Source organism: Chelativorans composti, assembly GCF_039541695.1.
Taxonomy (GTDB): Bacteria; Pseudomonadota; Alphaproteobacteria; order Rhizobiales; family Rhizobiaceae; genus Chelativorans; species Chelativorans composti.
Window position 1 is genome coordinate 1 of record NZ_BAABGS010000061.1, and the last position, 24,541, is coordinate 24,541.

Annotated in this window: 22 protein-coding genes and 1 pseudogene; 1 reads left to right on the top strand and 22 read right to left on the bottom strand. The window is 63.7% G+C overall.

The features are described 5' to 3' along the window. From ABD906_RS10920 to ABD906_RS11020, 21 genes and pseudogenes are all read right to left on the bottom strand, one after another. Positions 1 to 105: pseudogene (locus ABD906_RS10920) on the bottom strand (electron transfer flavoprotein subunit beta/FixA family protein); the annotation flags it as partial. A 5-nt stretch (positions 106 to 110) separates the two neighbouring features. Continuing rightward, entirely contained in the window at positions 111 to 1,088 is a 978-nt protein-coding gene (locus ABD906_RS10925; RefSeq protein ID WP_345099433.1) for an ABC transporter permease, read from the bottom strand. Beyond that, complete coding sequence (locus ABD906_RS10930; RefSeq protein WP_345099434.1) at positions 1,088 to 2,275, bottom strand: ABC transporter permease; 1,188 nt, start codon at positions 2,273 to 2,275, stop codon at positions 1,088 to 1,090. The genes ABD906_RS10925 and ABD906_RS10930 overlap by 1 nt, the downstream gene beginning before the upstream one ends. 64 nt (positions 2,276 to 2,339) lie before the next feature. Next, positions 2,340 to 3,899, bottom strand: coding sequence for an ABC transporter substrate-binding protein (locus ABD906_RS10935; RefSeq protein WP_345099435.1), 1,560 nt, complete (start codon positions 3,897 to 3,899; stop codon positions 2,340 to 2,342). 25 nt (positions 3,900 to 3,924) lie between these two features. Next, positions 3,925 to 4,782: an ATP-binding cassette domain-containing protein gene (locus ABD906_RS10940; protein WP_345099436.1), complete on the bottom strand. Its 858-nt coding sequence runs from the start codon at positions 4,780 to 4,782 to the stop codon at positions 3,925 to 3,927. Further along, a complete protein-coding gene (locus tag ABD906_RS10945) occupies positions 4,779 to 5,738 on the bottom strand; it encodes an ABC transporter ATP-binding protein (protein ID WP_345099437.1) in 960 nt (319 codons plus the stop codon). The genes ABD906_RS10940 and ABD906_RS10945 overlap by 4 nt, the downstream gene beginning before the upstream one ends. Positions 5,739 to 5,934: 196 nt before the next feature. Continuing rightward, on the bottom strand, positions 5,935 to 6,705 hold the full coding sequence (locus ABD906_RS10950) for an SDR family NAD(P)-dependent oxidoreductase (RefSeq protein WP_345099438.1): 771 nt from the start codon (positions 6,703 to 6,705) through the stop codon (positions 5,935 to 5,937). A 48-nt stretch (positions 6,706 to 6,753) separates the two neighbouring features. After that, complete coding sequence (locus ABD906_RS10955) at positions 6,754 to 8,226, bottom strand: aldehyde dehydrogenase (RefSeq protein ID WP_345099439.1); 1,473 nt, start codon at positions 8,224 to 8,226, stop codon at positions 6,754 to 6,756. A 223-nt stretch (positions 8,227 to 8,449) separates the two neighbouring features. Beyond that, positions 8,450 to 9,313, bottom strand: coding sequence for an IclR family transcriptional regulator (locus ABD906_RS10960; protein WP_345099440.1), 864 nt, complete (start codon positions 9,311 to 9,313; stop codon positions 8,450 to 8,452). A 126-nt stretch (positions 9,314 to 9,439) separates the two neighbouring features. Continuing rightward, positions 9,440 to 10,513, bottom strand: a complete 1,074-nt coding sequence (locus tag ABD906_RS10965) for an AbrB family transcriptional regulator (RefSeq protein ID WP_345099441.1) — start codon at positions 10,511 to 10,513, stop codon at positions 9,440 to 9,442. Beyond that, a complete protein-coding gene (locus tag ABD906_RS10970; RefSeq protein WP_345099442.1) occupies positions 10,510 to 12,018 on the bottom strand; it encodes a tripartite tricarboxylate transporter permease in 1,509 nt (502 codons plus the stop codon). The genes ABD906_RS10965 and ABD906_RS10970 overlap by 4 nt, the downstream gene beginning before the upstream one ends. A gap of 1 nt (position 12,019) precedes the next feature. After that, a complete protein-coding gene (locus tag ABD906_RS10975) occupies positions 12,020 to 12,472 on the bottom strand; it encodes a tripartite tricarboxylate transporter TctB family protein (RefSeq protein ID WP_345099443.1) in 453 nt (150 codons plus the stop codon). A gap of 23 nt (positions 12,473 to 12,495) precedes the next feature. After that, entirely contained in the window at positions 12,496 to 13,404 is a 909-nt protein-coding gene (locus ABD906_RS10980; RefSeq protein ID WP_345099444.1) for an SDR family NAD(P)-dependent oxidoreductase, read from the bottom strand. Positions 13,405 to 13,410: 6 nt separating this feature from the next. Next, positions 13,411 to 14,568, bottom strand: coding sequence for a thiolase (locus tag ABD906_RS10985; protein WP_345099445.1), 1,158 nt, complete (start codon positions 14,566 to 14,568; stop codon positions 13,411 to 13,413). After that, positions 14,565 to 14,951 carry a Zn-ribbon domain-containing OB-fold protein gene (locus ABD906_RS10990; RefSeq protein WP_345099446.1) on the bottom strand — a complete coding sequence of 129 codons (387 nt, stop codon included), beginning with the start codon at positions 14,949 to 14,951 and terminating at the stop codon, positions 14,565 to 14,567. The genes ABD906_RS10985 and ABD906_RS10990 overlap by 4 nt, the downstream gene beginning before the upstream one ends. Positions 14,952 to 14,962: 11 nt before the next feature. After that, on the bottom strand, positions 14,963 to 16,357 hold the full coding sequence (locus ABD906_RS10995) for an MmgE/PrpD family protein (RefSeq protein ID WP_345099447.1): 1,395 nt from the start codon (positions 16,355 to 16,357) through the stop codon (positions 14,963 to 14,965). Between the two features lie 11 nt (positions 16,358 to 16,368). Continuing rightward, on the bottom strand, positions 16,369 to 17,394 hold the full coding sequence (locus ABD906_RS11000) for a Bug family tripartite tricarboxylate transporter substrate binding protein (protein WP_345099448.1): 1,026 nt from the start codon (positions 17,392 to 17,394) through the stop codon (positions 16,369 to 16,371). Beyond that, the gene (locus tag ABD906_RS11005) at positions 17,357 to 19,444 is read right to left on the bottom strand and encodes an acetate--CoA ligase family protein (protein WP_345099449.1); all 2,088 of its coding nucleotides are present in this window, start codon (positions 19,442 to 19,444) and stop codon (positions 17,357 to 17,359) included. The genes ABD906_RS11000 and ABD906_RS11005 overlap by 38 nt, the downstream gene beginning before the upstream one ends. 73 nt (positions 19,445 to 19,517) lie before the next feature. Next, complete coding sequence (locus tag ABD906_RS11010) at positions 19,518 to 20,315, bottom strand: enoyl-CoA hydratase/isomerase family protein (RefSeq protein ID WP_345099450.1); 798 nt, start codon at positions 20,313 to 20,315, stop codon at positions 19,518 to 19,520. Beyond that, positions 20,312 to 21,475 carry an acyl-CoA dehydrogenase family protein gene (locus ABD906_RS11015; protein ID WP_345099451.1) on the bottom strand — a complete coding sequence of 388 codons (1,164 nt, stop codon included), beginning with the start codon at positions 21,473 to 21,475 and terminating at the stop codon, positions 20,312 to 20,314. Before ABD906_RS11015 ends, ABD906_RS11010 begins: the two co-directional genes overlap by 4 nt. A 65-nt stretch (positions 21,476 to 21,540) precedes the next feature. Next, entirely contained in the window at positions 21,541 to 22,401 is an 861-nt protein-coding gene (locus ABD906_RS11020) for a MaoC/PaaZ C-terminal domain-containing protein (protein ID WP_345099452.1), read from the bottom strand. Between the two features lie 647 nt (positions 22,402 to 23,048). Here ABD906_RS11020 and ABD906_RS11025 point away from each other — a divergent pair. Further along, a complete protein-coding gene (locus tag ABD906_RS11025; protein ID WP_345099453.1) occupies positions 23,049 to 23,906 on the top strand; it encodes an IclR family transcriptional regulator in 858 nt (285 codons plus the stop codon). A 38-nt stretch (positions 23,907 to 23,944) separates the two neighbouring features. On the opposite strand, the gene ABD906_RS11030 is transcribed toward ABD906_RS11025, so the two are convergent. Next, positions 23,945 to 24,352 carry a PaaI family thioesterase gene (locus ABD906_RS11030; protein ID WP_345099454.1) on the bottom strand — a complete coding sequence of 136 codons (408 nt, stop codon included), beginning with the start codon at positions 24,350 to 24,352 and terminating at the stop codon, positions 23,945 to 23,947. Between the last annotated feature and the right edge of the window lie 189 nt (positions 24,353 to 24,541).

The following is a 24,541-nucleotide window of genomic DNA, read 5'->3' on the forward strand; positions in this document are numbered from 1 at the left end:
CATCGCCATCTTGATGTTGGCAAGATCAACACCAGACCCATCCGCCTTCACACGCGGCTTCACATTCGAATCTATAACCCGCTTCACGGGAACAAGGACTTTCATCAAGTTTATGCCTTTCTGTCGTGAGGAGGCCGCGCGCCGGTCCCCGGTTCAGGACGGGCCGGGCGCGGGAAGCTGGATGAAGAGTCTTCAGCCAGCCTTTTTCTTGCTGCCGCGGAGATTGAGCCCAGGCGGAACGGAGACCGCGGATCGAACAGGTCGCGGAGCCAATCGCCGATCAGGTTGGACGCCATCACCACGGCGAAGATGACGAGGCCGGGGAAGGTCGAAAGCCACCAGGCCGTGGCGACATAGTTGCGGCCCGAAGCCAGCATCCCGCCCCAGCTCGCCGTCTCGGCATCCACGCCAAGGCCGAGGAAGGCAAGGGCAGCGAGCGACAGGATCGTTGCACCCAGGTCCAGCGCGGCCAGCACCAGGATGGTCGGCATCACGTTGGGCAGCAGGTGGCGGAACATGACGCTCAGCGGCGGTACGCCCAGCACCTTGGCCGACAGCACATATTCCCGCTCCCTGAGCTGCAGGATCTCGCCGCGCACGGGACGCGCGAAGGCCGGCCAGCCCGACAGCACGAGGGCGAAGATCAGCTTGTCGGAACCCTGCCCGAGCACCGCCACCAGCGCGATCGCCAGCAGCAGGAAGGGGAACGCCAGCCACATGTCGACCAGACGCATGATGACGGAGTCGACGATGCCTCCGAAATAGCCGGAGATGATTCCGAGAATCACGCCGACGACGGCGGTGAGCACCATCACGGCGAAGCCGACGCCTATCGACAGTCTCGCGCCCCAGATCAGGCGCGAGAGCACGTCGCGCCCGAGCTGGTCGGTCCCCAGGATGTAGCCGTCCGATCCCGGTGGAAGCAGACGGAAGGCAATCGACTGCGCATTGGGCGAGTACGGCGCGATCTGCGGCGCGAAGATAGCCACGATGACCATGGCGAGCAGCACGATGAAAGACAGAGCAATCAGCGGGCTCTTTGCGATCTGCCGCAACCAGAAGCCGATGGAAGAGATGACAGCCTGCATTACTTGCCCTTCTGATATGCAAGTTTGACTCTCGGATCGAGCCACGCGTGGATGATGTCCGCGATCAGGTTGGACAGCACCACGAGGACCGTGAGGAGCACGACAACTCCCTGCACCACCGGGAAGTCGCGGGCATTGATGCCCTGCACCAGCAGGAAGCCCATTCCGGGATAGGCGAAGAGGGTCTCGATCACGATCGTTCCGCTGAGCAGCATGCCGATGCGCATGCCGATGATCACCACCGTGGTCGGCAGCGCGTTATGCAGCAGATGGGAGACGATTGTCGGCTCGCCGATGCCCCGGGCGCGGAACGCGTGGACGAATTCCTGGTGCTTGACCTCCAGGAGGCTCGAGCGCAGCACGCGGACGAACTGGCCCGACAGGGTGGTGCCCAGGGTCGTCGCGGGCAGCACGAGGTGCATGAACGCGGATCGCGCGCCCTCCCAGTTGCCGGTGAGCACGGCGTCGGTGAATGGCGCGCCCGTGATGCGCTCGATGGTGATGTGTTGGGCCAGCACGCCGCTGACCGGGAAGACGGGCATCCAGACCGCGAGGAACATGATCAGCAGGATTCCCTGCCAGAAGTTCGGCATCGAAGCCCCGATCAGGGCGAACCCGGTGCCGCCACGGTCCCAGAACGTGTTCTGCTTGAGCGCGCAGAGGACTGCGACGGGTATGGCGATGAGCAGGCCGATGACGAGCGCGAAGATCGAAAGCTCGATGGTCAGCGGCAGCGCGCGTCCCACCATCTGAATGACCGGCTCGCCGCCCCTCACCAGCGAGTTGCCCAGATGCAGGGTGAAGATTTCCTTGAGGAAAATGAGGTACTGGACCGGCAGCGGCCGGTCGAGACCGAGCATCTGCCGATACATCTCCCGCGAAGCCGCCAGATCGGCATCGTCGCCTTCGCCGAACAGCAACTGAACCGGGTCGCCGGGCATGATTCTGAGCAGCACGAAGACGATGACCGACACGCCCAGAACGACGACAGCGGTTTCCAACAATCTTTTCGCGATGAAACGCCACACGACGAAGTTCCCTTCGAGTCCTCGGAGCCTTTCCGGCTTCACCGGAAACCTTGAACGCTCCAGCTCCCTGTTTTCGCGGTCCCGGACGGGAGGCCGGTCCCTGCTTTCCTGGAACCGCGCTTTCTGGTCCGCCGCGGCTCCACCCGGAAAACCGGTCACACGTCTCCTTAAACCGCTCCGGCATGTCCCCGTCCGGGCCGGACGGGGACAGAACCGGGATGGATCATTTCTCCAGCGTAACCTTGTGGAGGTCGAACATCTGTCCGGTCGACGAGCCGACGAAACCCTGGACGTGGGGCTGCATCGCCCACACCTCCGCCTCGATGAACAGCGGCACCCACGGCATGTGGACTTCCGTCAGCTCGCGGTTGATCTCATCCATCTTCTCCTGCCAGCGGGCCTGATCGAGCTCCCTGCGCAGCTCGGCATACTTCCTATCCAGATCCTCGCTACAGAAGCCGGTACGGATACGGCCCGTGGCCAGGCGCGAGCACTCGAAGTGGTTGTTGTAGTAGGCGCCCACGAACTCGCCAGTGCCATAGCCGGCAAAGGCCAGCGCCAGGTCGAAGTCGCCCGCTTCCACGGCCGCGTTGAAGGCCGCGGTATCCATGATCTTCGTGGAGACGTTCATGCCGTATCCGCGCAGCTGCTCGGCGATGAACTGGGCCGGCAGCTCGAACATCGGGACCGTTAACATCTCGATCGGCTTGGTCACCTTCGACAGGACGGCCTTGGCGGCCTCCGGATCATAGGTGAACGGATCATAATCCGGGTTGTAACCCTCCTGGCCGATACCGGATACCTGCCGGGCCACGACGGCAAGGCCGCGGTAGATGTGCTCCGCGATCGCATCCTTGTCGATCGCCACGTTCATGGCCCTGCGGACTTCGGGATCCGCGAAAGGCGATCCCTCACGGACGTTCATCTGCAGCATACGCATGGACGAACCCGGGACGATCTCGAGCTTCATGTTGGCGGCGCGCAGCTGGTCAACGAAGTCCGTCGTGACCGGATAAATCATGTCCACGGAACCGGAAAGCAGCTCGGCGACGCGGGTGGCCTCCTCCGGAATGGTGCGCCAGATGATCCGCTCGACGCCCGGAGCCCCCTGCCAATAGTCGAGGAAGGCGTCCATGACCACGCGCTGGTTCGGCGTCCACTCGACGAACTTGAACGGCCCGACGCCCATCGGGGCTGCCGTCCGCGTCTCCTCGAGGGTACGGGCGCCGTCGACCTTCTTGTTCATGATTTCCTGGGCGGCGAAGTTCAGGCCCGGGATCGCCTGATTGGGCGGACCGAACGGCACCTTGGTCTTGAATCGCACCGTATAGCGGTCGACCACCTCGGCGCTTTCGACATTCGCCATGTTGCCCATGCTGGCGCGCGGCGACTTCGTGGCCGGATCCCACAGACGCTCGAACGTGTAGACGACATCCTCGGACGTCAGCTCGTCGCCATTGTGGAACTTGACGCCCTGACGGAGCTTGAGGTCGTAGGTCGTGTCATCGACCTGTTCAACGTCTTCGGCGACGAGAGGCGCAAGTCCCAGGCCGGGCGGAGGCAGATAGTAAAGCTTGTCGCGCATGGCGTGGGAAATGATTTGGGTAAACCGCGCGCGGTGCATCTGCGGATCCATCGTGCCGGGATCCCAAGCCCAGCCAATGGTCAGCGTCCCCTTGGGCTCGCGCGGCGCGGAGTCTTGTGCGGATGCGGCGGATGCCAGAAGGGCCAGCGACGCGCCGGCAAGCGCCAGATGCTTCACGGCAGATCGAAGAAATGACATGCTTCCTCCCATTTATTTCCAGTTGTCAGGCAACCGGATCCTCGTCGCGAACCCGCAGCGAGCGGACGCGTGGATCCGGTATCGGATGCGCTTCAATCAGTTCCCGTGTGTATGGGTGCCTGGGATGCGCATAAATGCTGTGGGCGTCACCAGTCTCCACCACCTCCCCGTGACGCATGACAATAATTCGATCGCAAAAGCGTTCGACAACAGCCAGATCATGAGCGATCATGAGATAAGTAAGGCCAAGTTTCTTCTGCAATTCTTTCAACAAAACGAGGATCTGCGCCTGAACACTTACATCAAGCGCCGAAACAGGCTCATCGAGTACAAGAATTCTTGGCTCGACAGCGAGAGCGCGGGCGATAGCTATGCGCTGGCGCTGCCCTCCGGAAAACTCGTGCGGGAACCGTTCGAGCGCCACCCTGGCAATGCCGCAGCTCTCGGCAAGCTGCGCAACCCTTTGCGGCACTTCCGATTCCGGCATCAGTTTGTGGACGCGGATTCCTTCCGCGATGAGATCGCCGACCTTCCATCGAGGATTGAGCGATGAGGTCGGATCCTGGAAGACGATTTGGATGAGGCGGGCGAATTCGCTTGCCCCCAGGCTCCGGGCGAGCACATCCCTGCCGTCGACGAGAACCTGGCCGCTGTCCGGCGTCACCAGTCTCGTGATCATTCGGGCGACGGTCGTCTTTCCGGAACCGGATTCGCCGATGAGACCGGTCGACTGTCCGGGTTCAACCGTGAACGTCACGTTGTTGACGGCGACCACCCGGTTCTTCGTGAACAGACCTGTTGACCCGCCGGGGAAGGTTTTCGTCAGGTTGCGGACCTCGAGCCGCGCGCCACGGGGCTCTACGTGCGACACACTTGCCGTCATTGCTCCAACCCCACCGGATGAAAACACCGAAACTGGCTGCCACCATAGGTCTGAACCGGCGGCAGTTTCGCGCTACAGTCTGGGCCGGCCTTTGCGCAGCGCTCATGGAACGGACACATCTGCAGTTCCCCGAAAACCTGAATGGCGGATCCCGGGATGGGCTCGAAGGGAGCATCCGAACCGACGCGGGGCATGGATCGCATCAGCGCATGGGTATAGGGATGCCGGGGATGGTCGAACAGCGTATACACATCGGCGTCCTCCGCGACGATGCCGCCGTAGAGCACGATGACGCGGTCGCAGGTCTGTGCCACGACGCCGAGATCGTGGGTGATCATGATGAGGCCGGCGCCGCGGTCGGAGCAGACCCGCAACAGGATTTCCAGTACCTTGCGCTGTACGGTGACATCGAGCGCTGACGTCACCTCGTCCGCGATGATGACCTCGGGTTCGGCGATCAGGGCGAGCGCGATGATAGCGCGCTGGCGCATGCCGCCCGAAAGCTCGTGGGCATAGGAATTCATCACCCGTCTGGGATCGCGGATCTTGAGCTCCTCGAGCAGCGCCTCGCCTGCCTGCCAGGCTTCGCGTTTCGACACCGGTTTGTGGACCCGGAGCGCCTCCACGAGCTGCACCCCGACGGTGCGAACCGGATCGAGCGCGGTCAGCGCGTCCTGGAAGATGTAGCCGATCTGCGCGCCGCGGGCCTTCTGGAGACGGGCGCGCGACGCGCCCACCAGCTCCTCGCCCCTGTAGCGGACCGAGCCGCTCATCCTGGCGATCGGCGGCAGCAGGCCGATGATGCCCTTGGCCGTAGCCGACTTGCCTGCGCCGGATTCACCGACGAGCCCGACGACTTCCTTGTTTGACACGGAAAAGCTTACCGACGATACCGCCGTCAGTGCACCATATCTGATGCACAGGTTTTCGACCTCAAGTAGTTTCTGGCTCCCCATCACATCATCCGCTGGCTAAAGGAGTCATGACGCAAGTCGAAGAACGGTTCCGGGGTACCCCGGCGCCCATCGGGTAGACACAGCCCGGAGGCTGCCCCTGCCCTGACCCGGGCAGGCTTCCCCCGCGGGATCTCGTTTGCGGGGAAAGGAACTGCCGGCGCTGACCGCATCCCACCAATCCGATCTCATTCGCCGGTCAGCGGAATCCGCCACCGCCGCTGACGTATACGGTATCGGCGGTCATGAACTCGCAGGCATCCGAGCACATGAACAGCACGAGCTCGCCGATCTCGTCCGGATGGGCATTCCGCTTCATCGGATTGGCAGCGATGATGCGCTCCTCATGCTCCTTGGTCGTGCCGGAAGCCGCCTGGAAGTTGGTCGACACGCTGGCGGGCGAGACCGATAGGCATCGGATGCCCTTGTCCGCGAACTCTCGCGCCACGCCCATGGTCAGCGTGTTCACAGCACCCTTGGCGGAGGCATAGTGCACCGACGTGCCGGGACCGCCGCGGCGAACGGCCATGCTTGCCACGTTAACGATCACGCCCTTGCCGTTCTTGAGCATGTGCGGCAGCACTTCCTGGATGCCGTAGAACGTGCCCTTCACGTTGAGGTCGTAGCTCAGGTTCCAGAGGTCTTCGTCAATCTCGAGGAAACCGCAGCGGCGCAGCGCCGAGCCGGCGGAATTGAACAGGAAGTCGATCTTCCCGAACTTCTCGATCGCGGTGTTCATGAGGTTGCGGACGTTGTCGCGCTTCGTGACGTCGGTGTAGACGAACAGGCCGTCGCTGCCCTGCTCCTTGACCAGCCGGATCGTCTCCTCGCCGCCCTCCTCGTTGATGTCGCCCACCACCACGTTCGCGCCCTCACGGGCAAAGATGACAGCAGTGGAGCGGCCGATGCCGCTGCCGCCGCCGGTGATGACAATCGTCTTTCCTTTGAAGTAATCGGGTGTCCTTGCCATAATGTTCAGTCCTGAAATTCTGTTCTTCGGGATTTTGCCCGGGTGCGGTTAGTCGGCGAACGGGTCGCGGACGGCTGCGGCGAAGTCGATCATCACGTTCTTCACCCGCAGATATTCGTTGATGGCGATGACGCCGCGCTCCTTGCCGAAACCGGAGTCCTTGAAGCCGCCAAACGGCACCATCGCCTGGGCGACGCGATAGGTGTTCACCCACACCATGCCGGCGTTGAGCGCACGGGAAACGCGCAGGTGGCGCGAGAGATTGGTGGTCCAGATGCCCGCGGCGAGGCCGTAGCGGGTATCGTTGGCCATTTCGATGACCTCTTCCTCCGTGTCGAACGGAATGACGCAGAGGACCGGCCCGAAGATTTCCTCGCGCGCGATCTCCATGTTGTTGTTCACGTCGATGAAGATGGTCGGTTCGATGAAGAAGCCGCGCTCGAGGCCCGGACCGGTTGCGCGCTTGCCGCCGGTGACGAGCTTCGCGCCTTCCGCCTTGCCCCGTTCGATGGCCTGCAGGATGCGCTGGAACTGGGGCTCGTTTGCCGCCGTGCCCATCTGGGTCCTGGGATCCATCGGATCGCCGAGGCGGATGCGCTTGGCACGCTCGACCAGCCGCTCCCATACTTCCTTGTAGACGCTGCGCTGGACAAAAAGGCGGGAGCCGGCGATGCAGGTCTGGCCGGTGGCCGAAAAGATGCCCGCCATGGCGCCCGGCACCGCGCGATCCAGTTCCGCGTCCTCGAAAATGATGTTTGGCGACTTGCCTCCGAGTTCGAGCGTCACTGGCACCAGCCGCTCGCCTGCGGCACTCGCGATCTGGGCGCCGACAGCAGCACTTCCTGTGAAGCTCACCTTGTCGATGCGCTCGGACCGCAGGAGCGCCTTGCCAGCGCGATAGTCGCCCGTGACGACGTTGATGACACCATCCGGGAAGCCCGCCTCACGCGCCAGTTGGGCGAACTCGAGCGTCGTGACGGAAGCATGTTCGGAAGGCTTGATGACCACGCAGTTGCCCGCCGCCAGCGCCGGCGCAAGCTTGTTCGACAGCAGCGCCATCGGCGAGTTCCAGGCTGTGATGAGCACGCAAACGCCGAGCGGCTCGCGGTGCGTGTAGTCGAAAGTATCCCTGTTGTCCGTCGGAATGGTCTGGCCGGACAGCTTGTCCGCAAGCCCGGCAAAGAAGCGGTAGGCGCGCGCGGCGCTGATCATCTGACCGCTGGTTTCACGGATGCACTTGCCGTTGTCCGTGGTCTCGAGCCGCGCCATGCGATCGGCGTTGGCCTCGAGAAGTTCCGCCAGCCGGATCATCAGCCGGCTGCGCTGGTAACCCGTTGTCTTGCTCCAGGTGGTGTCGAATGCCTTGCGGGCGGTCCTGATCGCTTCGGCAACCTGCTCTTCACTGGCCTGAGGAATATAGGCCCAGGTCTCTCCAGTATATGGATTTATCGTCGGAAAATATTCTTGATCTTCAGATCTAATATTCCTGTTGCCAATGAACAGCTCATAATGGGTTGTCATTCAACGATCTCCGTCCTTACCCTCCCCCCATGCGGCAGTAAAAAAGACGGCCGGGCGCAGCTGACATCGCGCCCCGAGACTGACTGCTGTTTAGCAGGGGGGTAGGGTCCTCTATCGCGCAACTTTAGCGATTTTCATTATATGGCAAAAATCATGCTTGGCAACCAGTTTCTCGCAATATAAATCCATATAATGATTTTTTGACAGTGTTTCAGCTCCGTGATCACACGTAACCCATGTCCACGATGTGATCGCGGATCTGGCGGGTGGCATTGTCGAGTGCGTTCCGCAGGGTTTCGATGCGCTCCTCCGTCATGCGAGACCGGAGCGCCGTCATGCTGAGCGATCCCAGGGGGTAGCCGGTCTTGCCGAGTATCGGAACTGCCACGCCGATGACGTCGGATGATGTGAGCGCCTCCTGCGCCACGTATCCGAGCTCGCGGACCTTCTTGACCCTTTCCAGGATGATGTCGCCGGTGAGGCTGTAGGCCGCATACCGGGATTGGTTGTGGGTGATGATCCGTGATACTTCCTGGTCGCTCAGGTGCGCGAGCACGCACAGGCTGCCGCACCCAAGCCCCAAGGGCCGGCGCTGCCCGACGGAAACCGTACACGTGCGGATCGGATGGTTTCCCTGGCACAGATCTGCACAGATGGCATCGTAGCCGGACTGAACCATTACGTAGGCGGTATCCCCCAGTTCCTCGGCGAGCCGCTCGATGTACGGCCGGCAGATCTCTCGCATGTTAAAGTGCGGGAAGGCGGTGGTAAACAGCTCGAACAGCAGCGGGCCGAGATGGTAGCGCTTGGCTTCCTCGTCCCTCGCGACGAAACCGACGCTGTGCAGCGCGCTCAGCACGCGATGCGCCGTCGACTGCTCCAGTTCCGCCGCCGACACGATTTCGTGGAGCTTCATTCCCGTGGAATTGTTCGCCGCCAGGATTCGCAAGAGAGCGGCAATCCGGACCGTTCCCTGCGCTCCCGCCGGAATCGCGCCGGGCAGGAACTGCGCCCACCCCGGCCGGCTGACCACTTCGTTTACAACGTCGCTGGCAGATATATCGCTCTTGTCTGAAATGCGGATCATCCTGATCCCCCGAACTCAAACATTCTGAGAAATGCAAAGGCAGTGGCAGCGGCAACCGACAGCCGCATGAAAGGGCGTTGGCTGCCGGACAGAAATTGAACAGATTTTCCTTTCCGCGCCGGCATGTCAGCTCCTGCGCCGGATGACCCGGAAAAAGCCGGGCGCCAGCAGGTGAATGGCAACCTGGCGGAACATCTGGTGAAACACGACAAGCGCCACGTCGGTCTTGATCGCCAGTGCAACCAGCGACATTTCCGCGGTTCCTCCAGGGGCGAGCCCGAGGAAAATGGCGGCGAAGCCCACATCGGACCAATGGACTGCAATCCAGGCACAAAGGGCCGAGACCGCGATCATGAGCGGCATGAGCACGATGCTGTGCTTTGCGGTCTCCAGGAGCAGGCGCCGGTCCGCGCCCAGAAACTGTCCGCCGATGGTCGTTCCCAGCACCACCTGGGCAGCCGAGACCAGGATATACGGCGGAGCGCTACTGGTGATGCCGGATACGTGGACGATCCCGCTGAACAGCATCGGCCCGATCACGGCCGGGTTGGGAAGATGCAGCTTCTGGGCCAGCGGCCATCCGACGGCCCCGCAAATGATCAGCACGGCGATGTCGCGGATCGTGTATCCGCTGGCGCCATTCTGCAGAGACAGCCCCTTGGTCGAGCCGAAATGCAGGAAAAGGTTGAGCACCATCGGCACGCAAAAGACGACCAGGAACACCCTGGTCGCCTGAATGAGGGCTATCCTGCGCTCGTCTCCCCCGAGCATCCCGCCCTGTGCCGTCATCTCGTAGATGCCGGCCGACATCCCGCCGAAGTAGGATGTGACCGGATCCAGTTTCGCGACGTAATGGAGGTAGAGATATCCGACAAGACCCGTGGCGATCATCGCCATCACGGCCGCCAGCGTCACCGGGACCCACTCCTGTATCCGCGCGAACATGTCGGGATTGAAGGAGCTTCCCAGCATGACGCCGATGACGGCGGCCATCGGCGGCCGCACCCGCTTCGCCGACACGACCGGCAACTGCATCAGCGCGGCCGTCAGGACCGTGCACATTGCCCCGAGCATCCAGGGCAATGGCAGGGACAGCATGTAGAAGACCGCGCCTCCGAACGCACCGATGGCAAGGCTGAAGGCCAGCCTCATGGCGTATTGCAGGCGGGATGCAACCGGTGCCTTGTCGGCCAGGCTCATGCCTCTTCCTCTGCGAAAACTTCCTCACGCTTCTGACGGAAGCTCGGCATCAGCACGAGCGCCAGCAGGATGAAGGCAATGGCCAGCAGGATCGCCGAAATGGGCCGCTCCACGAAGGTCATTGCATCGCCGCGTGCCAGAAGGAGCGCGCGGCGCAGGTTCTCCTCGAGCATCGGCCCGAGAATGAAGCCCAGCAGCAGCGGCGCCGGCTCGCAGTGCATGCGGCGGAACAGATAGCCGACGACGGCGAAGATGGCGGCGAGATAGATCTCGAACGCCTGGTTCTGGATGCTGAAGAGACCGATCAGGCAGACGATGAGGATCACCGGCGCCATGATGTCGTACTTGACGCGCAGCAGCCGCACCCACAGCCCCACCATCGGCAGGTTCAGCACGAGCAGCATGAGGTTGCCGATCCACATCGAGACCACGAGACCCCAGAACAGCGGGGCGTTCTCGGTCATGATCTGCGGGCCGGGGACCACGTCGTGGATCATCATCGCGCCGATCATCAGGGCCATCACACCATTCGACGGGATGCCCAGCGTGAGCATCGGAATGAAGGACGTCTGCGAGCCGGCATTGTTGGCCGTCTCCGGGCCCGCGACGCCGGCGGGCGCGCCACGACCGAACTCCTCGGGATTGCGCGAAAGGCGCTTCTCGACGCTGTACGAGGCGAAGGACGAGAGGGTTGCGCCGCCGCCAGGCAGCAGCCCCAGGATGGAGCCGAGGATCGTGCCGCGGACGGCTGCCGGCCAACTCTTCCGGAACTCCTCTCGGTTGGGCATCAGCGACGTGACCTTGGCTGCCTCGACCGGGCCGCTGTCTTCCTTGCGCCAGTTCATCACGATGTCGGTGAAGGCGAATACGCCCATGGCGATCGCGACAAACTCGATACCGTCGGCGAGCTCCAGCATCCCGAAATCGAGGCGCGGAACGCCGCTGTTGACGTCGATGCCGATGCAGCCCAGCAGCAGGCCCAGGACCACCATAGCGATTGCCTTGATGAGAGAGCCGTGGGCGAGCGTCACCGCCGCCACCAGACCCAGCACCATGAGCGAGAAATATTCCGCCGGGCCGAAGTTGAACGCGAAGGTGGCGAGCACTGGCGCGAAGCTCGCGATCAGCGCCGTGCCGACGGTACCGCCGAGGAACGAACCGAGGGCAGCCAGAGCCAGCGCGGCACCTGCCCTTCCCTTCTTGGCCATCTCATGACCGTCGATGCAGGTGACCACCGATGCGGATTCACCGGGCAGATTGACGAGAATGGCCGTCGTGGACCCGCCATACTGAGCGCCGTAATAGATGCCGGCCAGCATGATGAGCGCCGATGTGGGCTCCAGCGCATAGGTGAGCGGCAGCAGCATGGCGATGGTGGCCAGCGGCCCTAGGCCGGGCAGCACGCCGATCGCCGTGCCGACGATCACGCCCACCATGCAGTAGAGGATGTTTTGCACCGACAGCGCGACGGAGAACCCCATCGCAAGATTGTTCACGAAATCCATCTCAGATCCTCGGCAGCACCGGAATTCGCAGACCGAGGCCTGCAATGAACACGAGCCAGCAGAAGGCGGTAATGGCCAGAGCAATGACCAGTGTCTTGCGCCAGTTCACGCGGGGCTGTGCAAAGGAGGCGACGAAGACGGAGAGGGGAACCGTGATGAGCAATCCCGCCCTCAGCAGAAGGACACCGAAGAGAACGATCGACAGCGTGACCGCACCAAGGCTCTTCATGTCGAAAGCTTCCGGGAAGACCGGCTTCTTCGTGCGCAGACCCGAAATCAGGATCGCGATTCCGAGGCCGGTCATGATCACACTAAGGATGACCGGGAAGAAACCCGGTCCCATCCGGGCCGCGGAGCCGAACGGATACCGGGTCGACAGCAGGAGCGCGATTACTCCGATCACGGTGAAGAACACACCGCTTTCGACGTCGACATTTCCTTTTCTGGTCTTCATGAATTCCTCCCTTTGCCCGAGGCTCAGACGGGATCCCAGCAGAACACGTCCTGGTTCCGCTCGATCGGATAGAAGCTGGCCTTGAGCGCCGGGATCGCGTGCGTGGCGATGGTCTCCGGCGTCCATCCCTCGCTGCGGTGGATGCTGCGCAGCGGCCGCGACTGACTCATCAGGAAGATTTCGTTCATTCGCGTCGCGAAGATCTGACCGTTGACGTCCTTGGCGGCGTCGCTGGCGAGATATGCGACGAGGGGAGCGTTCTTGTCTGGCGTCACCTGCTTGCGCTGGGCGATACGGGCCTTGTTGGCCTCGGTCTCCGGAATGGAGCCGGTCATGCGGGTCCAGGCCGAAGGCGCCACGCAGTTGGAGCGGACATTGTACTTCTGCGCGTCGATGGCGATCGACTTGGACAGGCCCACCATGCCGGCCTTGGCCGACGCGTATGCAGCCTGCCCGTAGTTGCCGGCGAGGCCGGAGGTCGAGATCATGTGCACGAAGCAGCCGCTTTCCTGGGCCTTGAAATGGGTGATCGCGGCACGGCTCATGTAGAACGCGCCGTGCAGCATGACCTGGATGACCATTTCCCAGTCCTGCGGCTCCATCTTGTGGAACATGATGTCGCGCAGGATGCCCGCATTGTTCACGACGCAGTCGATGCGGCCGAAGCTGTCGAGCGCCGTCTGGACGATCTTCTGGGCGCTTTCCCAGGAAGCCACGCTGTCAAAGTTCGGAACAGCCTCCCCGCCCGCTGCACGGATCTCGTCGACAACCTGCTGTGCCGGACTTGTTTCGCCGCCCGTGCCGTCCAGCGCCACGCCAAGGTCATTGACGACGACCTTGGCACCCTCCTTCGCCATGAGCAGGGCAATGTCCCGGCCAATGCCACGGCCGGCGCCGGTGACGATAACGACCTTTCCCTCAAGCATCTTCATTTCCTTCTAGAGTGCGTCGGCGGTGCCGAAGATTGCGGTGCACTGGCTGGACAGAACCGCTCCGTTGCCGTGGGCGAGCGCAAGCTTTGCGTTGGGGACCTGACGGTCACCGCATTCGCCGCGCAGCTGCCTGACGGCCTCGATCATGCCCAGCAGGCCGTACATGCCCGGATGGCAGTAGGACAGGCCGCCGCCGTTGGTGTTGAGTGCAAGTTCTCCGCCGGGAGCGATGCGGCCGCCGGAGACGAATGCGCCACCCTCGCCTTTTCGGCAGTAGCCGAGATCTTCCAGGAACAGGATCGGCGTGATGGTGAACGCGTCATAAAGGATGGTCACATCCATGTCGGCGGGCGTGGCACCCGCCATGCCAAAGGCCTGCGGGCCGGAAATGGCGGCTCCGGTGACGGTCAGATCCTCCATGCAGGAGATGGACTGATGGGTCAGCGCCTCGCCATGACCGAGGACATACACCGGCTTCACATCCAGGTCGCGTGCCCGTTCGGCGGACACCACGACCAGCGCCCCGCCGCCATCGGTCACGAGGCAGCAGTCGCGAACCGTGAGGGGATCGCTGACCATGCGCGCGGACAGCACGTCCTCGATGGTGAGAGGCTCCTTCTCCCAGGCCTTCGGATTGAGCAGAGCCCACTTGCGCGCCGCGACCGCAACCTCAGCGAGTTGCTCACGGGTGGTTCCGTAGAGGTGCATGTGGCGCGATGCGGCGAGCGCATAGGCCGAAGGCGGAAGGATCGGCCGGTAGGGCGTCTCCCAGGGATTGTACTCGCGCGGAGCCGCCGCCGCCCGGCTGACCGAACGCTGGGTGCTGCCGTAGGCGATCACCGCGACGGAGCAAAGCCCTGCCTCGATGGCCGCATGGGCATGCGCCAGATGCGACATGAAGGAGGAGCCGCCGATATTGGTGCCATCGAAGTATTTCGGCTTGATACCGAGGTATTCGGCAAGCGCCATCGGCGCCATCCGCACCTGCGAGGTAGCAGCGAAGAGACCGTCAACATCGCTGAGCTTGAGGCCACAGTCGTTCAGGGCCCGGATGACGGCCTGCCCCATGAGGTCAACCGGTGTCGTGTGATCCGGCACACGGCCCAGATCGGATTCCGCCGCGCCGACGATAGCAACGCTGCCACGCTTGGGCTTGTTGATCATGCCGCTTCTCCTTCACGAACAAAGACCGGAAGCGGCGGCTGCCCCTCAGCCAGCGAGCGGAACGTGACGGAAACCCTGTCTCCGATCCGGAGGGACTCCGGCGCGTCCGTCACGATGTTGCTCATCATGCGAAAGCCCTCGTCGAGATCCACCAGGGCCAGCGGCAGCGGCGCCTCGCCCTTGTGCCGCACCAGCGTCAGCGAGTGGATCGAGCCCTTTCCGGCGGAGATGCACCAGCTGGGCTCGCCGCCATCCTTCGGAGATACGAGACGCGGAGGAAAAAACGCCCGTCCCTCTGCGTCGCGCTGGAAGGCGAGCTCGCCGCGCGCGGCGTGGTACAGGAAGCGCCCGTACGGTGATTGTGGCAGGTTTTCTTCTGTCACCCTGTTATCCTTCAGTTTCCGGCAAGAAGCGGGAACATGGCCGACAGGTCGGAGTCCCGCTTCATGTTCCAAATCCAGTCGAGCAGCCTTGCGGCCGTGTCCCGGCTGACGTGCTCGGGGAGGTTGTTCATGAACTTCTGGCTGAGGTCCTGGTCGGAGAGCGGGTTCGCCACCTCGCCCCGCGGCTCCAGGACTCGCTTCTGGACCCGCGTCCCGTCATCCAGCTCCAGTGTGACGATGCCGCTGCGGATCTTCGGGTAGATCGCCTGGCACTCATCGTCGACTTCCACCGTGGTGGCGGCGAGCAGTCGCTGCGCCTCGGCGCTGGTGAAGACCGCGGGATCGAACGTCGAGACGCTCGGGAAGCCGTGCAGCAGGGAGGTGACGACCGCACAGGGCGCGCTCATCTGCGCTTCGAGCAGGTTCGAGGCGGTACGGTGATCATGGCCGTGCGCGCCGACCTCATAGAGGCCGATCGTGATGCCGCGCACGCGGGCCGGATCTACCCCTTCGTCGCGCAGAGCCAGTGTGGCGTCGATAACCGCGTGGAAGTGACGGCAGCACGGATACGGTTTGAAATAGGCCTGGGTGATCAGGAATTCCTTGCCGAGACCCTCGACCACCCTGCCCGCCTTCGCGCGGTCGTCCACCATGGCGCGGAAAAGGCCGTCAGCGCCTTCCAGCGACTCGACCGGACCGGTGATGCCCTCTGCGGCCAGTTCCGCGCAGACAATGCCGTCGCGGGCCGACTTGCCGGGATGCAGGCGCTTCACCTCCGCACCATCATTCAGGTATTCCCGGATGCCGCCGGAGAAGCTGGTGGCGAGACCGATGGCGTCGCGCAGTTGCTGCGGCGACAGCCCCCGAATGCGTCCCGCCGTCACGGCGGCGCCAAGAACGCCTGCCACTGCCGTGTTGTGCCACCCCCGCAGCGCGGAGGTGGGGTGCATGGCCTCGGCCAGGCGCAGCATCATGTCATAGCCGGCGACCACGCCAGCAATGAAGTCCGCGGCGCTGGCGCCGTATTTTTCAGCAGCAGCCAGCGCAGCCGAATAGATGACGCCGCCGGGGTGGACGGACCCCCGCGTGTAGCCATCGTCGAAGTCCAGCGAGTGGGCCGCGGCTCCGTTGACGAAAGCGGCCTGCGACGCCGGCAGCCGGACCTGCGATCCGACCACCGTTGCCGCGGCGGCGCCGCCTTCGGCAGCCGCCCAGCGCCTGATCGCCTGGGAGGCCGGCTGCTCATTGCCCGCATAGACGCAGGCAAGATAGTCGACCATGGCGCGGCGCAGGGCATGCAGGGCGGCGTCATCCACCTGCGCCCCATCGAGCGAGGAAGCGTAAGCGGCAAAGATGCCGCTCAGGCTCTCCCTGGTGTCTGAAGATGGGCTTGCTACTGCTGACAAGGTCGTTTCCCCTATTCGAGAGAGATGTCGTCGGGCAGGCCTTCGATGACCGCCTTCCACTTCGCGTGTTCGGCGGCCACGTATTCGGCGAATTCCTCGGGCGTGTTGCCGACGATGGTGGCGCCCTCCGCGTTGATCTTTTCCAAGACCTGCGGATCGTTGAGCGCCTTGACGGTGGCGGCATTCAGCTTGGCGATGATTTCCGGCGGGGTGCCGGCCGGAGCGAACAGGCCGTTCCAGGAGTCTGCCGCGAAGTCCGGATAGCCGCCCTCGGCAACGGTGGGCAGGTCAGGCAGCGCGGACGTCCGCTGGGACCCCGCCACGGCCAGGCCGATGAGGGCGCCGCTCTTGACGTGCGGAACGGTGGCGACAGCGCCGCCGAACATGATGTCGACATGGCCTGCGAGAAGATCGGTCATCGCCGGGCCCGATCCCTTGTAGGGGATGTGCACGAGATCGATGCCGGCCATCTGCTTCAGCATCTCCATCGGCAGGATGGTTGCCGGGGAGCTCGATGCGTAGTTCAGCTTGCCCGGATTGTCCTTGGCGTACTGGATGAACTCCTCGAACGTCTTGATGCCCAGCTTCGGGTTCACCACGAGGACCGTCGAAGACGCGTTGAACTGGGTGATCGGAACGAAATCCTTGACCGGATCGTAGCGGATATTCGGGTCAAGGTTCGGCGTGATGGCCATCGTGCCGAGGTTGCCGACATAGAGGGTATAACCGTCCGGCTCCGCGGCCGCCGCCAGCTGCGTGCCGATCGCGCCATTCGCGCCGCCACGGTTGTCGATTACGACCGGCTGGCCGAGTTCCTTGCCGATCAGGTCCGAGACCGTGCGGGCCATGGCATCGGAACCGCCGCCGGGCGGGAACGGAACGATGATTTCGATCGGACGCTCCGGATATTCACCGGCCAGCGCGGGGGCAAAGGCCATGCCCGTTGCAATGCCTGCCGCCAGAACGCCCACCAGCAGCGTTCGGCGCGAAACTTTTTTCTCAGCGGGCGACAAGCCCGTCAACTGCGACAACACCATTGTTTTCCTCCCTGATAAGAAGCGGATTGATCTCTGCCTCGGTGATGCCGCCGCCCACGGCCGCGATCATCGAGAACCTGCTGATGGCCTCCGCGAGAGCGTCCAGGTCGCCCTTCGGCAGGTTCCGGAAGCCACTTACCTTCCGAAGTTCAGGAACCTCGGAGATCATTTCCCGGGCGGTCGCGACGTCGACCGGCGCAAGGCGGACGGAGATGCTTGGACGAAGCTCTGCGGTCACGCCTCCCATGCCGAGCACGACGACCGGCCCGACCTCCGGATCGCGGCGGTAGCCGAGGATGACCTCGGCAAGGCCCTTCTCCATCTTCTGGACGAGCACGCCCTCCAGCCTGGCCTTGGGGAAAGCAGCTCGCGCCTTGGCAAGGATGTCCTTTGTCACGCCGTCCACCTCCTCCGGAGCAACCCCGAGGGCCACCAGGCCGGCGTCCGACTTGTGCAGGATGTCCGGGGAAAGGCACTTCACGGCGGACTTTTCAAACGCGGGAGTGAGGGGCTCGCTGTCGGCGGTGACGACATGGGTTTCGGCAACCGGAACGCCCAGCGCCTCGAACAGCGCGCTGGCCTTGCGTTCGTCCCACACTTCCGTTTCGGCGGCGATGCGGCGGGCCTTCTCCAGCGCGGCCCCGTCCTGCGGGACCTCGTCCGTGGGCGCGTGCCAGTTGAGATAGGCGTGAATCGCGTCCGCGCAGCTCTCGGGTGTGCGGAAGGCCGCGATGCCGGCCTCCTGCAGGATGCGCAGACCCTCGTCCGCCTGCGGGGCGAGGAACACGGCCAGCGGCTTCCCGCCACGCTTGGCCTGGAGCACCCGGTCGCAGATCATCTGCGGGTTCGACCGGGCCGAGGAACCCATGACGGACACGACGGCATCGCAATGGTCGGACGCGAGCAGCTCGGTGAGGATACGGCTGTAACGGCCACCGCCGCTCGTGCCCATCGGCAGATCGATCAGCGGAGAATCCGAGATCTCGATGCCGTCGGCGGCAAGCTTGTCGCGGAACTCCTGCGGCGGCTCCGGCACCACATCACCAAAGACGCCAAGTCGGTCGACGATCATGGCCGCCGCGCCACCGGTCGCCGTCATGACGCCGACGCGGTTGCTCCTGGGCGGTCTGTGGCCCTGTACGAGACGCGGCAGCTCGATCAGCCCCTCCATCGTCTCGACGCGCATGATGCCGTTGGCGCGGAAGAAGGCCTGCGCCAGCTCGTCAGCACCGACCATCGCGCCGGTATGGGAGGCGGCCACGCGCCGACCGAGCGCCGACCGGCCGAGCTTGTAGGCAATGACCACCTTGCCGACGGCAAAGGCTTCGCGCGCCGCGCGCGCCAGGGAAACCGGATCGCGGATGGTCTCCAGGAACATGAGGATGACCTCGGTATCCTTGTCCTGTGCCATCATGGAGACGACCTCGCCCACGGACAGGTCGGCCTCGTTGCCGATGGAGACCATCTTCGAGAAACCGATGCCCCGGGCGGCTGCGCGGGTGAGGATACTGCCCAGCATGCTGCCGCTCTGTGACACCACCGAGACATTGCCGGGCAGGAGCTTTTCCTCCTGCACGGCCGCATTGGCGGTCAGCGGCAGCTTGCCCTGCACATTGATGAGGCCGATACAGTTCGGGCCGAGAATGCGCACGTTCGCGGCGCGCGCCTTCTCCACGATCCGCCGCTGCAGCGCCAGACCTTCCTCGCCGAGCTCGGCAAAGCCGGCCGTGAAGATGGTGACAACCGGCACGCGCTTGCGTCCGCACTGCTCGATCACATCCTCGATCTTCGCCGCGGGCACCATGATGAAGGCGTGGTCGATGTCGAAGGGAACGGAGTCGAGATCGGGATAGCAGGTATCGCCCATGATCTCGGTCCGGCCGGGATTGATCGGCACGATCTTCCCCTCAAAGCCCGCTTCCTTCAGATAACGCTGCGGCCGCGAGTTGTTCTTGGCCGGATCCGCGGAGGCGCCGATCAGCGCCACCGCCCGCGGCCGAAACATGCAATCACCCAGGGATGGGCTCACCTTGTTATTGATCATGTTCATCGTTTCGTTACTCCGGCCCTCCGGATCCAGACCGCAGGCGCCTTGATCTGCGTACTCGTTCGTTTCCCGGCGTTTACTCGCCCGTAAAATTCGGCTTTCTCTTTTCCCGGAAGGCCGTCACCCCTTCCTTGTGATCGGCGGACGTGCGGGCCACGCCGGCGGCGTAGCTTTCGATTTCCAGAACCGTGTCCAGCGAGGGGCTGGCGGTTGCCGCGAACATCTTCTTGGCAAGCGCGAGCGTGAACGTGGGCGCGGCAGCCAGCTCCGTCGCCAGTTCGAGCGCCTTCGCCTCGAGCGCGTCATCCGCCACCAGATCGTGGACCAGCCCCCACTCGAGGGCTTCCCGGGCGCGGATCTTGCGCGCCGTCATCACGAGATCCTTGGCGCGGCCGACACCCAGCCGTTGATTGAGGAAGAAGATCGCACCGCCATCGGGGACCAGGCCCACATTTCGGAAAGCCTGCTGGAAAAACGTGGTCTCCGAGGCGACGACGAAATCGCACGCCATGGCCACGGAGAAACCGATGCCGGCAACCGGCCCGCGAACCGCGGCAATGGTCGGCTTCTCGCAGCCGTAGATGGCACGTATTGCAGCGTGGCGGCGCTGCAGACGGGCACGGGCCGCGAGGCCCGTGACCTTCAACATTCCTCTGACATCAGACCCCGAGCAGAATCCCCTGCCCTCGCCCGTCAGGATGATGGCGCGCACTGCGCGATCCTCGTGCAGCTGACCGAAAATGCTGGTCAGCGCGCCATACATGTCCTCATTCAGGGCATTCAGCTTGTCCGGCCGGTTCAGACGTACTTCGACAACCCCCTCCGCCTTGGGAGAGACGACGATTTCATCGGTTGCCGCAGCCTGGATGGTCACCTGGCGACCTCCTCGACACGCGGCGGACGCTGCGGGAAGCGGCGCTCGAAGATCAGCTCGGCAAGCCGGTTCTTCATCATCTCGATGGAACCGCCGGCGATCATCCAGCCGCGCGACCTGCGGAAGCAGTACTCGACCAGCGTTTCCTTCGAGTAACCCAGGCCGCCCATGATCTGGATGGCCTCGTGAGCCGCATTGAAGCCGACCTGGTTGCACATGAGCTTGGCCAGGGTGGTTTCCTCGGCCGAGGGCAGACCCACGTCCGCATTCGACGCGGCGCGATACAGCAGCAGCTGCGCGGCCTCGATCGCCACCTTCATGTCGGCGAACTTCCACTGTAGGCCCTGGAACTCGCACAGCGGGCGGCCGAACTGATTGCGCTCGGTGGCGTAGCGGCGCGCCTCGTTGAAGCAGTAGCGGCCATAGGCCAGCGAGCGGGCGGCGTTGCCGATACGCTCCGCGTTGAAGCCCTGGATCTGCTTCTTGAAACCGCCTGCCGGCAGCAGAACGTCTTCCGGAGCGACGTACACGTCATCAAAGAAGATCGGAGCCCACGGCGCACCGGACATGAACTGCGAGGTCTTGCCGATGGAGAAGCCCGGAGCGTCGCGACGGATCAGGACGGATCCGATGCCGCCGACGCCCGGCCCGAAGCGGACGTAGACGAGATAGAAATCGGCGTGGGGATTCGGGAAAACCTTGGAGCCCTTGATGCGCCAGCCCTTGCCGTCCGGTGTCGCCGTCGTCTTCAGGTCGGTGGTGGCCGAACCCGCATCCGGCTCGGTCATGCCGACCGCGATGATTTCCCGGCCTTCCAGAACAGGCTTCAGGAAGCGCTCTTTCTGGTCAGGCGTGGCATACTGCGCCAGGGTACGGACGGCGCCGAAGTTGCCTTCCTGAATGATGTCCGCGCTGCGGGGGCACACCAGCGCGATCTGCTCGATCGCGATCACGGCATCCATGAGCGTGCCGCCCTGGCCGCCATCCTCTTCGGGGATGGTGATGCCCATCAGCCCCTGCTCGTGGAAGAGGCGCGCCATCTCGCGCGGGAATTCTTCCTGGTGCGCACGCTCGAGCGCACCGTCCTTGAGATGTTTCAGCGCAAAGTTGCGGACGGACTCCGCGAATAGGTTCTGCTCTTCGGAAAAGGAGAAATTCATCAAGGAGGCTCCACTATGTGGTCATATGAAAACGTTTACGGGGGTCATATGGCCCTGTCAATCCATTATTTGGGTTTACAGACACCATTCGACAGAACTTCGCGCCCTTCGGCATTCAACATGTGGAAGACGACCAGCCCGTCCGCGCGCCACGCCTCGAGACGCAGGCGGTCGCCAGGGAACACGGGGGCCGACAGTCGGCCGCGGACCATTTCCAGGGGAGCATCGGCAAGCCGCGCCAGCGCGTGACCGGCCATGCCCATCGTTGCCAGACCGTGGAGAATGGGGCGTTCAAAGCCGGCCTTGCGCGCCGTCTCCGGATCGGAATGAAGCGGATTGTAATCCCCGGAAAGCCGGTAGATCAGCGCCTGAGAGGGAGATGTCGGCACCTCGGCCGCCCAATCCGGCCTCGTCCCGTCGAGCCACGGCTTCGGCAGAGCCGGTTCCGAAGGCTGGGGATCGTGGCGTCCGTCGCGCGCGAACCCGCCCTCGGCCCGGCAGAAGGTCACCTGCTCATATTCGGCGAGCAGCTCGCCCGTTTCGTCATCCCGCAACTCGCGCAGGACGGTGACGAGTGCGCCGCGCCCCTCCCCTTTGTCGGTTACGCGTACCACCCGATGATCCCCGCGAACCCTTCCCTCGATGGGCAGCGGCGCGATGCTACGTAGCGTCACCTCGCCCACGACGATGCGGCGATAGTCGATGCCCGTCTCGGGATGGCGCATCCATGGCCCCAGACGAGCGAGCGTCATGGCCATCATGGGTTCGACCATCGGCGGCTCTCCGGCCACGTAACGCAGGTCGTAAGCGTCCAGCGGATCATGGCCTATGTTCAGGCCCAGCGCGTAAATGATTGCGTCGCGGCGGGAATAGGTCTGGTAAACAGGCTCGAATTTCCAGTTTTTCAGCTTGTCGTAATCAATCAAGGTAACAACCCCTTCCGGCAATCGCCAAACTCAGGATTCAGCACGCCCCCGGCCATCCTCGCCCGCGGGCCACTGTCATCCGGGTTCGCGCCGGGATCGAGGCCCGCATCCGGCGGATCGGGGTCGGCTGGAGATCGGATACGGGTGTGAGGGAAAGAGAGGTCCGGCCGTGCATGGCAGCAACCCGCGCCACCAGCGCACCCGGCCGGGAGATCGCGTGACGGCCCTCATGCGAACCTGTCAAAGGGCCGGGGCGCCGCGTCAGGCGGATCACGCCCCACAAGGCGCGATCACCCTTTCGGCCGGCTCCCTGCCTGGAAATGCGCCGCCCGCCGGCACTCCTCCCGAAAGGGAAAAAGCTTTCCTGCGTATCACTATGCAACAAAACGCCACGGGAGGATTGATATTTCCATGCGGGTATGCCCACATATTGGAGAAATGGAGGTGTTTTTTTCGCCTTCGCGTGAGGATTCGGGCCGTGGCTGGATCGGTCTGGCGTTTGATGATCAGCCGCGTCCCCGGGACTGGCACCCGCAAATCGGCACGCTGCTGGACATCTCCCTCCGACCATCCGCTCCCTCGGATAGTTATTCAATAGTTGGAACATTGATGCGCATAACACGCGAATGGATTACGGATCAACCCATATGTTGAAAAATTCTGAGGCAGATGCACCCCGGACGAATGCAGATGCACCCCGGTCGAGCGAAGGCTGGGAGAAGTACCTTCAGGTCGCCGCTCCTCAGGGCGCTCAGGGTACCGTGCGAATTGCCGCGCTCCTGCGCATTGTTGCCGCCCACAACACCACGGGCATGAAGATCAGCGAGATCGCGTCTCTGGCCAAGCTGGAACAGCCGACGGCGCATCGCATCGTCACCGCGCTCAACAGCGTGGGGTTTCTGTCCCGAAACCCCGAGACGCGCCGCTATCATCTCGGACCGCTGCTGTTCGAACTGTTCACGACGGCATTTCCGCACTTCAACATCCAGGAGATCTGCCAGCCCGCGATGCGCGCCCTGGCCGACACCCTGGGCGACTCCGTCCTGCTGACGGTCCGCAGCGGCTTCGACGGCGTCTGTGTTGACCGGCAGGAGGGTACCTATCCGATCCGCACCTGCACGGTCGACGTCGGCCGCAGGCGCCCGATGGGTATCGGCGCTGGCAGCATCGCGCTTCTGGCCGCCCACAGCCCCGCCGAGGTCGAAACGATCATCGAGCACAACCGCGAACGCTATCTCTCGTTCAACACCACCGCGGAAGATGTGATGCGCAGGGTCGAGAACGCGCGGGAACAGGGATACGTCTACCAGGAAGTCCTGCACCTGCCCGAGATCAAGGCCGTCGCGATGGCCATCACGGGAAAGACCGGCCATCCGTTTGCGGCCATCAGCATCACGGCCATTGCCAGCCGCATCCCTGAGCAGCGCGTGCCCGAGATGGTCGGGGCGCTGCGCCAGAAGGTGAATGAGATCTCCGAGGTGATCGCCCAGCAGGGCTACGTGTGAACCTGCGGCGGGTCGGCGGAACGACTGCGCCTGATGCGTCAGTCTTCCGCTTCCCGCTGTGCCGGCTCGAAGAGGCGGAATACGCCCGTGCCCGTCGCCACGACGTCGTCGTTTGCGTCGATCACCCGTCCCTCGACGAAGCAGATCGACCCGCCCCTGCGGACACGCCGGGTGATGCAGCGAACGTCGGTGCGCGCCGGTCCGACATAGTGAACGGTCAGGCTGATGGTGGCGGAAGACGTCCGCACGTCGAGGTCCGAGCGTGCCGCAAGGCCGAGCGACGTGTCCAGGATTGTGGCGATCAGTCCGCCGTGAAGGTTGCCCTTGTTGTTCTGGAGTTCCGGCCGCATGCGCAGTTGCGTCTCCGTATGATCCGGCGACTGTCTGACCAGTGTCAGACCGATCATCTCGACGAACGGCGGAAACTTCCTGGTCTTCCCGAGCATCAAGCCTCCTCCCGGCGGGCGGGCTCCCGTCCGATGGGAGCGCCGCAGATCAAAAACAATGACGGCGCCGCTCCGGGAATGGCGGGGGCGGCGCCACGTCTGTCAGTCGGATCCTGCCTGGATCGGGTTCGGCATCCGCTTCTCGATCGCGTGCTTCAGGAGCGCAGCGGTGCGGTAGAAGCCATGGGC